This window comes from Streptomyces beigongshangae, from assembly GCF_019710745.1.
Lineage (GTDB): Bacteria > Actinomycetota > Actinomycetes > Streptomycetales > Streptomycetaceae > Streptomyces > Streptomyces beigongshangae.
Map to the genome: position 1 here is coordinate 1 of NZ_JAHKJW010000064.1, position 11,924 is coordinate 11,924.

Annotated in this window: 12 protein-coding genes and 2 pseudogenes; 10 read left to right on the top strand and 4 right to left on the bottom strand. The window is 67.5% G+C overall.

All coding sequences use genetic code 11. The annotated features are described in order from the left end of the window. The first annotated feature begins 15 nt into the window (after positions 1-15). Positions 16-123: a lytic polysaccharide monooxygenase gene (locus KM933_RS32850; protein WP_260334510.1), complete on the top strand. Its 108-nt coding sequence runs from the start codon at positions 16-18 to the stop codon at positions 121-123. Between the two features lie 281 nt (positions 124-404). On the opposite strand, the gene KM933_RS32855 is transcribed toward KM933_RS32850, so the two are convergent. After that, positions 405-944, bottom strand: coding sequence for a hypothetical protein (locus tag KM933_RS32855; RefSeq protein ID WP_221359221.1), 540 nt, complete (start codon positions 942-944; stop codon positions 405-407). Between the two features lie 317 nt (positions 945-1,261). Here KM933_RS32855 and KM933_RS39920 point away from each other — a divergent pair, with 317 nt between their 5' ends. Further along, the gene (locus KM933_RS39920) at positions 1,262-1,777 is read left to right on the top strand and encodes a hypothetical protein (RefSeq protein WP_260334505.1); all 516 of its coding nucleotides are present in this window, start codon (positions 1,262-1,264) and stop codon (positions 1,775-1,777) included. Next, positions 1,777-2,085 carry a hypothetical protein gene (locus KM933_RS32865; protein WP_221359223.1) on the top strand — a complete coding sequence of 103 codons (309 nt, stop codon included), beginning with the start codon at positions 1,777-1,779 and terminating at the stop codon, positions 2,083-2,085. The genes KM933_RS39920 and KM933_RS32865 overlap by 1 nt, the downstream gene beginning before the upstream one ends. A 629-nt stretch (positions 2,086-2,714) precedes the next feature. Here KM933_RS32865 and KM933_RS32870 read toward each other — a convergent pair. Further along, a pseudogene (locus KM933_RS32870) lies at positions 2,715-3,223 on the bottom strand (transposase); the annotation flags it as partial. A gap of 1 nt (position 3,224) precedes the next feature. Between KM933_RS32870 and KM933_RS32875 the strand changes: the two are divergent. The 4 genes and pseudogenes from KM933_RS32875 to KM933_RS32890 all read left to right on the top strand — a co-directional run. Then, a pseudogene (locus KM933_RS32875) lies at positions 3,225-3,332 on the top strand (SDR family oxidoreductase); the annotation flags it as partial. A gap of 772 nt (positions 3,333-4,104) precedes the next feature. Then, the gene (locus KM933_RS32880) at positions 4,105-5,145 is read left to right on the top strand and encodes a bifunctional DNA primase/polymerase (protein ID WP_221359263.1); all 1,041 of its coding nucleotides are present in this window, start codon (positions 4,105-4,107) and stop codon (positions 5,143-5,145) included. Further along, positions 5,142-6,668 carry a DNA primase family protein gene (locus KM933_RS32885; RefSeq protein ID WP_221359225.1) on the top strand — a complete coding sequence of 509 codons (1,527 nt, stop codon included), beginning with the start codon at positions 5,142-5,144 and terminating at the stop codon, positions 6,666-6,668. Before KM933_RS32880 ends, KM933_RS32885 begins: the two co-directional genes overlap by 4 nt. Positions 6,669-6,855: 187 nt before the next feature. Then, positions 6,856-7,239 carry a DUF6009 family protein gene (locus KM933_RS32890; RefSeq protein WP_221359227.1) on the top strand — a complete coding sequence of 128 codons (384 nt, stop codon included), beginning with the start codon at positions 6,856-6,858 and terminating at the stop codon, positions 7,237-7,239. A 179-nt stretch (positions 7,240-7,418) separates the two neighbouring features. On the opposite strand, the gene KM933_RS32895 is transcribed toward KM933_RS32890, so the two are convergent. After that, the gene (locus KM933_RS32895; RefSeq protein WP_221359228.1) at positions 7,419-8,363 is read right to left on the bottom strand and encodes a C45 family autoproteolytic acyltransferase/hydrolase; all 945 of its coding nucleotides are present in this window, start codon (positions 8,361-8,363) and stop codon (positions 7,419-7,421) included. 659 nt (positions 8,364-9,022) lie between these two features. Here KM933_RS32895 and KM933_RS32900 point away from each other — a divergent pair. The 3 genes from KM933_RS32900 (at position 9,023) to KM933_RS32910 (ending at position 11,363) form a co-directional block, all read left to right on the top strand. After that, positions 9,023-9,187, top strand: coding sequence for a hypothetical protein (locus KM933_RS32900; protein WP_221359230.1), 165 nt, complete (start codon positions 9,023-9,025; stop codon positions 9,185-9,187). Positions 9,188-9,777: 590 nt separating this feature from the next. Further along, positions 9,778-10,611 carry a hypothetical protein gene (locus KM933_RS32905; RefSeq protein ID WP_430727400.1) on the top strand — a complete coding sequence of 278 codons (834 nt, stop codon included), beginning with the start codon at positions 9,778-9,780 and terminating at the stop codon, positions 10,609-10,611. Positions 10,612-10,973: 362 nt separating this feature from the next. Beyond that, positions 10,974-11,363 (top strand): carbamoyltransferase C-terminal domain-containing protein, encoded by a 390-nt coding sequence (locus tag KM933_RS32910; RefSeq protein ID WP_221359233.1) that lies wholly within the window; start codon positions 10,974-10,976, stop codon positions 11,361-11,363. Here KM933_RS32910 and KM933_RS32915 read toward each other — a convergent pair. Further along, on the bottom strand, positions 11,258-11,896 hold the full coding sequence (locus KM933_RS32915) for a UDP-N-acetylglucosamine--N-acetylmuramyl-(pentapeptide) pyrophosphoryl-undecaprenol N-acetylglucosamine transferase (RefSeq protein WP_488269389.1): 639 nt from the start codon (positions 11,894-11,896) through the stop codon (positions 11,258-11,260). The genes KM933_RS32910 and KM933_RS32915 overlap by 106 nt on opposite strands. Positions 11,897-11,924: the final 28 nt, after the last annotated feature.

The following is an 11,924-nucleotide window of genomic DNA, read 5'->3' on the forward strand; positions in this document are numbered from 1 at the left end:
CCCACCACCCACGCCATGCACCTGCCCGAGCGCCGCGCCGGCCACCACGTCCTGCTCGCCGTCTGGGAGGTCGCCGACACCGGCCATGCCTTCTACCAGGTCATCGACCTCCAGTTCAGCTGAGACAACCGCGCCCCAAGGTGCGACCGTGTACCGGCCACGTCACACCGGCAGGGCCGGCACACCCCGCTCACCGGCGTGCAGGGCCGGTGGCCCAACTTCAGTGGCAATCGGTTCAACTTCGCTGTCACGGGACAGTGTCCGCCGTCGCGGATCAGCGTGACAGACCCGTGTCCCATTTTCGGCGATCTGGTCCCGATCTCGATTGATTTGGTCCGCTTCACTCGCCGTCTCAGTTGATCTGGTCCGTCCTGGCTCTGCTGCGCGGTGGCGTCGACCTCCTATTACTCGCTGTCGACGTGCCGTGCTCGGAGCCATACTGCCTCGAACTCGTCCGGGTGGATTTCCTTGTCCGCCCACTCAGGGTCAAAGAGATCCACAACTGGCGGATTGAACGTCCAGTCGTTGGGACCGCTCTTCAGCGCGGTCCCGTCGTCGGCGAGCTCTACCTGGCGCAACCTGCGGCCGTCGGAGCCGACCTCCATGAAGTAGGTCGCGGGTTCATCTCCGTCGCCATCCCAGCGGCGCCGTAGGTGCACGGTGCGCCGGTCCGCAAGCGCGCCGAAACCGGGGTGGCCGCGCTGTGCGTCGCGCTTGGCTCGCAGCCCGTCCAGACCTGGAGGCATGGTCGGGGCGTCGATGTCGACTTCGTCGAGGTCCCCGTCAGCTCGCTCGATGGCTTCCGGACTGTCGACCACCTCAACCTCCGCGAAGGTCTCAAGGACCTCTCGGGCCGATCGCGCGTGGACCCACCACCATGAACCGCCCATGCCGTAGTCGTGCAGTACGAGAAAGCGCGACTTCGGCGCGGTAGTGCTTGCCATAACGGGCGAGCGTAGCTGAGCGCGATCAAGCCCGGCACTTCGAATGTCGCGGCAGCGGTGCTGGACCAGATCGTCTGAGACAACAGCCACCATTCGTGCCCCAGGGAGCAGATCACCTGAGATTTTTCCGCCGCCGCTCGTCTCAGATGATCTGGTCGTCGCAGGTCACGATCCTGGCCTCGGACCAGATCAATCAAGACGGGACAACCCGCCCCGCGCGCCGGTGTCACGCTGTAAGGCTGGCAGGCTCATAGGGCATTTCCCCAGGTAGACGCGGTGAACGGTAAGGCTGTGAGGGAGCACGGAGCTCGCGCCCCGTGCTCCCTCACGCCCTGGTGGTGTCCGCCGGCGCGAAGGACGATGGAGTCGTGGGCGAGGACAACAAGGACCAGGAGCACAGCGTTGAACCGGCGCGGCCGCCGCTGAGCGAGGTCCGCGCCCGGGAGCTGGCGGCCGGGCTGCGCGAGGCGATGGACGACGTCCGGCGCTCCGTGGCGGTCCTGGCCGCCCGGGTCCGCGACGCGCACGCCGCCCGGGTCTGGCTCCCTCTGGGACACAGCAACTGGGAGTCGTACTGCGACGCGGAGTTCGGCATCAGCCGCGCCCAGGCGTACCGGCTCCTCGATGTCGTCCGCGCGCTCGGCACGATCCACGACGCGGTCACCGCCGGCCCCGAGACGTCTCGCGTGCGAGACAGCGACCTGGCCGCCGCGGCCGCATTCGACTACGGCCTGTCCCAGCGCGTCCTGATCGACGGCTCCAGCCGACGCCGTCACGGAGCTGATCACCCGGCGGCTCGCCACGCTCGCTCACAGCGGCCTCCAGGCCCTTGATGAGCCCACGGTGGGTCCGCCAGACCGTCTGCGACATCCGCACGGCACCGCCCCCGGCGCCCGCCGAACCGTCGGCGGACCCGACCGTCGCCGCGCTGCGCCGCGTCGTCGACGACCTCACGGCCAGCACCCACGGGATCGGGGAGCTGATGCTCGAAGTCGCGCCGGCCTACCTCTCCGACATCGAGGCCGCCGACGTCCTGGCGCTGCTCTGCGACCAGATCGGCGAGCCCCTCGAGCACGGCCTCGCCGCCCGCCGCTACGCGGTGTCCGGCGACCGCCGCGCCCTGCACGGCAGCGTCCTCTAGAGCGCCGATCCCGGCTGCTCCTGTAAGGCATACAGCCCTTTTCCCCAGGTGGGCGCGGCGCGTATGAGGGTGTGAGGTGTGATGTGTGAGGCGAGGGCCTGCGGACACGAGGTCCTGCTACTCCCGGTCGTGCTGCTCGCTATGGTCTGCAGCAGGGTGCTGCCCGGTGGGCAGCACGGTCGTCACCGGGGTGCTGCTCATGGTCCTGGTGGTGGGCCTTGGGTGGCAGCAGGGCGGTGTCGCGGGTGCAGCGCAGCATTTGCATGGGCCAGGCGGCACACGGGTGCTGCACGGGCAGCAGGTCGGCGCCGGCCGGTGCAGCGCGGTCAGCTGCTGCATGCTGCTCGGACCCTGCTGCGACAAGCCCGCCCGCTGCTCCAGAGGCAGACAGCAGGACCACGGGCCCGTCCCGGCGGCTGCATACAGCGCCCACGCTGAGAGAGACCGTCGTTTGTTCTGCTCCTCTAGCCTCGATCTTTCGTGACCGGCCGCCGACGGAGTCGGTGGACTGTTTTCGTGCCGTGGGCTGAGGGTGGGGCAGGTTGAGGGCCCGAGTGTCGTCTCGGGTGAACGCCGGCTTCCACTGCTCCGGCTGGTGGGTTCTCTCGTAAGGGCGGGGAATCCGCTGGTCAGTCGGGGTGCGGTAGAACGGTGAGCCGGTCGAGGGCGGCGGTGATGCGGTTAGTCCAAGGCCAGTGCCGGGCCAGGCGGAGGATCCGCCGGGGGTGACGAGCTGTCCGGCCGCGCTGAACAGCCGGAACCGCAGTCGGCGGAGTTCCCAGAGCCGGGCCTTGCCGGTCAGCGCGAGCATCGGCATCCAGGCCAGCAGGTCGAGAGCGATCTGCACGATCTCCAGCCAGACCTTGTTCCGGGCAGTGTGGTGCAGGGGCAGGTTGCGCAGGCCGGTGGCCCGGGCAGCCTGGATACGGTCCTCGGCCCTCGCCCGCAGCCGGTGACGCAGCTCGAGTTCGGCAATCGGCCAGCCGACGGTGTTGGTGGCGAAACAGGTCAGCCGCATGCCATCCGCGTCCGTGAGCCGCAACTGGGCCCCAGGGTGCGGTCGCTCCTTCCTGACGATCAGCCGCATCCCCCTGGGCCAGCCGTCCAGGACGTCACCGGTGAGTTCGGCGACCCAGGCCATGGCCGAGCCCCACGAGATCGCCGAGGCGGCCGCGTGGCTGTTCAGCAACCGCGCCTCGTACGTGACCGGCGCGATCCTCCCGGTCGACAGCGGCGCCAGCGCGTGAAGGAGCCGCCCGGGCGAAGACCGGATGTCTTGGGATCGGTCGCGCTGACAGGGGCTGGAGGTGGACTCTCTTTTTCGGTCCCTGCGGTTGAGTCCCTGAAGAAAATGCAGGTCACAAGCGGGTGGCACCCAGTTTGAGGGACTGAAGGGACTCTGATTCTGAGTTATGAGCCACTCTGGACGATGTACATACACACACGCGCATCTGTCTGTACAGATGTATGGCTGGCTGATAACTGGGAATCCCAGTCCCTTCGGTCCCTCTCGAACCGGTTACGGACTTCTGACCTGCAGTTATGCTGCGCGTTAGGGTGAGGGACCGAAAGACTGCCGCGATTCTTTGGATCCCTGTTCTTCGATCCCTTTGTGGAGCGGAGGGCGAGCAGCGACAGGTCCGCTTCTCGCACCTCGCGCTTGTTCTCCTTTCGCCAGCTATCTGCAAGTTGTTGAGATCACAGTCCCTACGGACACTCTCAAATCGGTCTTTTCGCCTATATGTTGCTATGCTCCGTCCCCACTCAGGGCTTCAAGGGACTGTAGGGACCGTCTACCTGATAGACCGCCACGTGCAGGGGCTACCACGGGATACCGTCGTCGGGTCCTAGACTCTCTTCTGAAACACAGTCCCTACAGTCCCTCTGGTCCCTCCCGCCGGCACGCAGTCCCTGCGACAGTCGTCCCGGCCACGGGAACCGGAGGACTCGCACTCGACAGAAGGACGATGCGTGTCCCGCCTTGGTGCAAGTGAGCCCGCAGCCGCACTGCAGGCTGCCATGCCCCATGCGGTAGCCCGCTGGTGTGCTCGCCAGGGCTGGCCCGTTCACCCTCTGGCCCCGAGACGCAAAACCCCCACGGGCAACTGCACCGCCTGCAAGCGTCATCATCACGCGCCTGCTGACTGTGCGTGTCTGCCAGCAGGGCGGCCCTGCCACGGCTTCCACGCCGCAACCACCGACCTGGCCCGCCTCGACGCCTGGTGGTCCGCTGAGCCGTCCTGGGGCGTCGGCGTGGCCTGCGGGGGAGCCGACCTGATCGTCATCGACATCGATGCGCACTCCACCCTGGTTCCCGACCGCAACCGCCTGCTGCCCGGGATCTCCATCCATGAGTCCGTAAACCTGCAGGGCCTGGCATCAGGCTTCGACACCCTCGCTCTCCTTGCCGCACTACGTGGCCAGCCACATCCCGCCCATGACGACACCACCCTGCGGGTGCGCACGCCCTCGGGAGGCCTGCACGTCTGGTACCGCAATCCCCACCCGGCCACACGGTTCCGCTGCTCGACCGGCTCCAGCCCCAAAGTCGCCCTTGCCTGGCAGGTCGACATCCGCGCAGACGGCGGCTACATCGTCGCCCCCACCACCCGTACCACCTCGGGAACCTACGTGCGTGAAGGACCGACCCGTGTACCTGCGGCCCTGCCCGAATGGCTCGGGAAGGAACTCGTACGGACCGGCCACGTGATCCACCCCCCGCCGGCCCGCCCTGCCGCGGCAACGCGTGCTCCCCGAAAAAGAACCCGCACCCGAACGACGGTCACCCTGCACCGGGTCCTCGATCCTTTGCTCCTGGACGTCACCGCATGCGCATCCACACCCGAAGGCGCAGCCTTCACCGAGAAACTGAACAAGGCCGCCTACACCGCCGGAGGACTCACCGCCAGCGGGCATGTGGATCTACACGCCGTGCGCCTCCTCCTGCTCGAAGCAGCACAGACAGCACGCCCCTGGCAGAGCAGCCGCAACGAACGCATCATCGACGACGCCCTCGCCGCAGGCTCTGCCCGCCCGTTTCACCCTGAAGGACGTTCATGAGCAGCGCCGACACCCCGCGCTTCGACGCCAGCGCCGCTGCTCAGCAGATGCTGGACCTCGAACAGCCACAGCAGCCGCCTGCCGCCCTGCCCAACCAGACCCACATCTCCCCCTCCGCCCCTTCCTGGGCGCAACCCGCACCACTTCCGGGCACACTGACCGACCGCGGCAACGCCAAACTGTTCGTCAAGCTGTACCGCGACCAGTTCCGACACGTCGAAGGCCTCGGCTGGTTCTCCTGGGACGGCTACCGCTGGAAACGCACCGGCGGAGAAAAGGCCGCCCTGTGGGCCGCCGGCGAGATGGCCGAGGACATGCCGGACAACGACCCGCGCGGCCTGTTCACCGACCGAGAGCTCCACCACCACAAAAAGCGCACCCTGTCCACCACCGGCATGAAAGCCCTCCTCACCCAGGCCAAAGCCTCACCGGACCTGTCCGTGGACCCCGACACCCTCGACGGCGACCCCTACGCCCTGTGCACCCCGGCCGGCGTCGTCGACCTCAACACCGGCCTGCTGCGCAAACCCGACCCCACCCGGGACTTCCACTCCCGCGCCACCAGCGTCGCCCCCCACCAGATCCCCACCCCGCGCTGGCACCGCTTCCTGCACGACACCTTCGGAGACGACCCCGAAGGGCAGGAAATGATCGGCTTCCTGCACCTGCTGCTCGGCTACTCCATCACCGGCGATGTCGGCGCCCAGGTCCTGCCGTTCCTGCACGGACACGGCAAGAACGGCAAGTCCGTCCTCCTGGACGTCATGATCCAGATCCTGGGCGACTACGCAGATGCCGCCCCACCCGGCTTCCTCATGGACCGCGGCGCGTTCTCCGAACACTCCACCGAACTGACCGAACTCCACGGACGACGCCTGATCGTGTGCAGCGAACTCAAACCCAACGACAAGTTCGACGAAGCACGGGTGAAACTCCTGACCGGCGGAGAGAAGATCAAAGCCCGCCGGATGCGCCAGGACTACTTCTCCTTCAACCCCACCCACCACCTGTGGCTGCTGGGCAACCACCGTCCCGAAGTCAGCAACGGGGGATTCGCGTTCTGGCGCCGCATCCGCCTGCTGCCCTTCGAACGCACCGTCCCCGACCACCGCAAGATCGACAACCTTGCCCTCGAGCTCGTCCGTGAGGAAGGCCCTGGCATCCTCCAGTGGCTCATCGAAGGCGCCCGCCGCTACCTCACCACCCGCGACAACCTCGCCGGTCCCGACCGCGTCCGCCTGGCCACCACCGCCTACGCCAACACCGAAGACCACATCGGCCGCTTCCTCACCGAATGCTGCACCCGCAACCTCGAAGCCCCCGACCTCCGCGTCGAACAAGGCCTCCTCTACACCACCTACGCCTCCTGGTGCAGCGCCGGCGAAGGCATCCGCCCAGCCGGCGCCCGCGCATTCGCCACCCGCGTACGACAGGAAGTAGGCCTCGCCGCCCCCTCAGACATGATCAAATCCAACGGACGCAAGTACTACCCCGGCCTTGCCCTGCTGGACAACCCGTCATGAACCAACTCCCGCACCACCACAGCCAACGACTGACTGCCAGCCCCCGGCCCCAGGCCACACAGCCGACCCTGCCGATCCCTGCCAGCCCGGTCTACCATGACCCCGCGGGGGAAAGCTCACCACCAGACAGCACACCGCACCGCACGGGCGCACAGCAGACCCGGCAGACCAAGGAGGGGCAGCAGCCATGAGCTCGCTACTGACCGAGGGCGATCTCACCCACGAAGCCCACGTGGTGTGGCTGGAAGACCCCGAAAACCTCGACTACGTCCGCCAGGCCATCGACAAGACCAGGCGCCGCAACAACAAACCCCCCTACGCCCGCGACGGCCGCATGGTCGGCTACGCCCTCCTCGACGATAAAGCCGAACCCGACCCGGACAGCGGCCTGTACAAACGCCGCGTCTTCTTCCTCCTGCCACACGACCGCGACAGCCTCCCCGACGGCCTCTACCAGGAAGGCGCGCCAGGAGAAGCCGTGGACCCTCGCACCATCGAGGTAAAAAAAGTCGGAGAGAAAACACCCCGTTCCCAAAGCGGACCTGCTGCCATAAGCGGAAGCCGGGCCTGACCTTACCGACCGTCCCCCTGCGCCAAGCCAAGATCGTGCCGAGCCCCTGCCGGTCCACTGTGCGGCCGTAGCAGAGCTGGCCGTGGCAGAGCCAGCCGCGTGAGTGCCTGTCGGCGCCGGGTGGGATCACGTTCTTGCAAGATCTTCGTGCAGGGACGAGCAGGAGTCCGGAAAACCTCTCAGCCGGCCCCGCCCAGGGGCACGGTGCGGGATCCAGGTGTGAAGTCGCCGAAGGACTGTTGCCAGGACTCGCCGGGCCAGTAGTACGTCACGCGGCCCTCGACGGGCCGGTAGTGGGCGGTGTAGAGCGTTCTCGACCCCTGCTTGTCGACGGATCGATACAGCGGCGGCTTCAGCATCGCCGCCACGTCGGCACCCGCGGCGCGAATGGCGCGCAGCCGCTCCTGCGTCCGCAGGGCCTGCTCCTGCTCGCCGGTCACCGGCAGGTGCTGGTGATTGGCGGCGCAGGCATCCGGCGCCACCGTCGGCGACATGTCCGGTCCCACGAACACCGTCATCGCCTTCACGGGATCGACAAGGGTGAGGTTCTGAGGGACGGCGACCGGCAGGGACCGCAGCCTGCCGACCGCCTCATCGACGGTGTCGCACGTCTCCAGCAGGTAGCGCACCACGATGAGGATGGCAAAGCCGCGTCCGTAGACGGAACGTCCGCCCCAGGTGAGCGAAACCGCGAGACCGGCGTCGTTCATCCCGTCCAGCAAGCCCCACAGCATGTCCTGCATCCCGATCACGGGACGCAGGAAGCAGGAGAAGACGATGGTCCCCTCGCACTGATCAGGCCGTAAGTCATAATTGCGCAGCAGAGTGCCGTTGTGGCCGATCTGGGTGCAGGCCGGGGAGAACGGCCGCAGTGCCGCGTGGGTGAGGAAGGCTTCCGCCTCGGGCCGGTCGAGTTGGCCGACCAGGCGGTCCAGAACTGGAACCAGTTCCGGCATGTGCGCACGGAACAGCGCCCGAACACGATCCGCCCCCTCCGGAGTGCGGCCCTCCTCGGTCAGCAGGCCCTTCATCTCCTGCCACAGGGCTCGGGTGTAGGCGGCCCACCTCCCGTCGCTGCCGTCGCCGACCTCGATCGCCTGGAAGGTCTTGTGCTGTTGCCGCACGGCTGCCACTCTCCCTGCGAGAATCGGACGAGGAGAGGGCAACCTAGCCAAGTGGGCAGGTAATCACCACAGGTAATCACCAGGTGGCCGCCATCGGCGACGGTCGGGCGCTGGAGCTCGATCCTCTCGGTCTTCTCCTCAGCACGTCGCCCTGCAGTCCGCACACGAGGCTTACTATCCCCACTCTCGTTCCATGGCGTATAGAAAATTTCGCGCATAATGACCAAAATGTGACGCGCAGAAAGGTACTCTGCAGCGCCTATCTCCACCACCCCGGTATGAACCGATGGGAGAGCCCCTCCTGGGCTGCCAGGCAGGCATACAAGCGATTTCAGTGATGCGGGATGGACATAGAGGCGGCATTCGATGGCTCGAGCTCTGCGCTCTTCCGCATCTGTCTTGAGTAACTGTCAATCCTGTGGATCACCGCGAAGAACCTCAAGCAGGCTGAAGCCATTGATCGAGGACTGCGGAGTCCTGGTCGGTGAGACCGTGGAGGATCGCCCGGGCGGGGTGGTGAGTGGATACCCAGTCTCGGTCGGCGTAGGTGATCTCGGCGTCGGTCCAGGCGAACGGGCGTCCATCCGCTCAAGGCCCGGCTCGTCTGGCTGATCGCCGGACTCACCCGGCGGCCGGGCACGGTGCCATACCGGTAGGCGGTGCCGGACGGTCCGTACGCGGCGCTCGCCGCCCGCCTGTACGAGGGCTGGGTCATCGTCGTCACCCAGCAGCCCACCGGCAGGCCGGTGCCCGACGTCGTGTCGTACACCCCCGAAGTCCCCGCCTCACGCGAACAGCCCGGCTTGCCGCTTCGCCGCCCCTGACCAGCACTTCAGCGCTACGGATATCCGAAGAGCGGCCCTGGTGCCGCCCTCCCTCCATGGGGCGGCACCAGGGCCGTCTGCGTACTCACCATCGGCGAGACGCTCAACTTCAAGGGGTTCGGCCACGGCCTGCCGGCCGATGGAGATCGTGATGGACCATCTCCTGACCGGCGGCGGTGCGGACGGAACGGACGCGTCAAGGTCGTCCCTGCCCAGGTGGTACGTGGCGACGAACCACACGCGTGGACGGACATCCACGCGGCGATCGTGGACCTGCTCGCGGGGCATCTGCCGGCAACGGACCGGCGGTAGCGCTCTCCCGGGTGGCGCCCGTGCCGGAGCCCTTCGTGGGGCGGCCACGAGGGCCGTTGTCAGAGGCGATTGACAAGATTGCGGCCATGAATGTCACTCCTGTCACTCCGCCACGGCCGATCGACGTTGCTGCGGTCTTTCCCCAACTGGCTCCGCTGGCCCGCACGGCGACCCGCCTGCACCCCCGCCCTGGGGCGCCGACGTGGCACGACAGCTCGATCGGCGGGCCACTGCTGTGGCCCGCCGAGGAGCCATGGCCGCACTGTGAGGAACCGCATGTGGTGGATGGCATCAACCCAGCCCAGTCCCCGGCGGATCTGCGGCTGGAACGACGGATCTTCGCCGCCTCGCACGGCCGGGACCTGACTCCGGAGGAACGGGAGACTCTCGAGCGGATCCGGCCCCCTCGGCCGTATCCGGTGAGACTGGCGGTCCAGGCGTACGACGGCCCCATAGCGATGCTGCCCGTCGCACAGCTGTACGCACGGGATGTGCCCGCTCTGAGCCCGCCGCAGGGCAAGGACCTGCTGCAGGTTCTGTGGTGCCCCTTCGATCATCCGATCATGCCCAGGACCCTGCTCTTCTGGCGTTCGGCAGCCGCCGTCACCGACATCCTCGACACGCCCCCCGAGCCGCCCGCAGTGCAGTTCGACGGCTATCTACCGGAACCGTGCGTGCTCGAACCGGAGCAGATCACCGAGTACCCCGACCATCTGGAGCTGAGCGAAGAACTGCGGGAGCAGCTCAAACGATGGAGTGTGCCGCAGGCAGCAGAGGAAGACATGGACCCGGACACGTACTACGACTGTGTGCTGTCCAACGCACCCGGCTGGAAGGTCGGCGGCTGGCCCGCTTGGAACTCCACCGACCCCAGCTCGCAGCCCTGCGCCGAGTGTGGCACCGGCATGGAGGTCCTGATGACCGTCGCCACGTTCGAGGAAGGGGACGACGCCGGGAACAGCTGGTCTCCGCACCCCCACCCAGGTGCTGGACCGTACCCCGGCCACCGCGGCTACAACGCGACCGGGGTCCAGATAGGCAGCGGCTACCGGCAGCACCTGTTCGTCTGCCCGGCAGAGCCTGAGCATCCGCACATCGAGTTGATGACGTAGCCCGTCCGCAGTGTGCAGCCAGGGCGTCACGGTGCGGGCATGCCGTGACGCCGGGTGGCTGCGAGGCTCAGGGTGCCTGCCTGCGGCCCGACATCCGAGAAGGAAGCAGACCATCCCTGACACGACCGCGACGCATCGCCCCAGGTTGAGCGCGTCCCGGTGAGCTCGCCGGTCAGTAAAGCCGCGCACGCGACAAGGGTTCGGGTCTTCCAACATCCAAAGCTTCACCCTGCTGCCGTTGACTCGTCTCTTCGCTCCCCTGGAGCATCCCCTGGAAAAACCGCAGGCCAGAAGGGTTAAAGGTGCAGCGAAGGGACTGAAGGGACCCAAATTCCTAGTTATGTGCCAACCTGAGTGTGTGCATGCGCGAGCCTACCCGCACCGGTAGTACAGGTGTGGGCAGCAGCGAGGTCGCCCCCGCGCTGGGAGCCCACAGCATCCTCGCCAACCCCCGAACCACCGCCAGCAGCGAGGCCCTCAACCAGACGATCAAGCACCGCGAACCCTTCAAGCCATTCGCCCCGGCCGTCTTCGCCGACCAGGCAAGCACCTGGTTCGACCTGGACGTCGCCAGCCCATTCATGCTGCTCGCCCCGCCCGAGCCGACAAGAGCGCCGCAGTCGTACACGTCGACGGCACTCGCCGCCTATCTCGGCGACCGGGATGTTCCCGACCCCTGCAACCTGGGCAAGGACGCCTTCCTCGCGTGCGCCGACCTCATCAAGGCGGCCGCAGCACACCACCTTCCCTGACCGAACCCGCGCCCACCTCGCTCCGCCCGGGCCGCGTCAAGCACCACGTCGATGAGCCGCTCGCCGGCATCGGGACGGCCCAGCGAGCGGGCCCGCTGCGCCATCACCGAACGCAGCCCGGCATCGGTGAGCAGCGGCGCCACCACCTCGCGCAGCCGCTCAGCCGACACGTCCCCGACCAGTGCGACAGCAGCCCCCTGGTCCGCCAGATGCCGGGCGTTGTGCACCTGCTCGTTGCCGGCCGACGAGGCGAGCGGAGGGAGTTCAGCGCCCATGTATCCGCTCAGGTGGTAGCGGCCCGCGACCGCTGCCGGCAGGTGCGCGGTGGCCTGCCGCAGCTCGGCCACGTTGCCGGGGCCGCACTGGTGGATCACGTTCGCGTTGTCCACCAGCCACGGCAATACGTCGCGCACCAGATGGTTGATCTGCTGCGAACCTTGCGCGCCACCCGGCACGTACACGGTCGGCAGACGTCCATCGAAGCCCTCCAGCCCCAGGGCCTCGATCGCTTTACCGCCCTGACCAGTGAGCACCTCGGGCCGCACCGGATTGCCGGTCGGA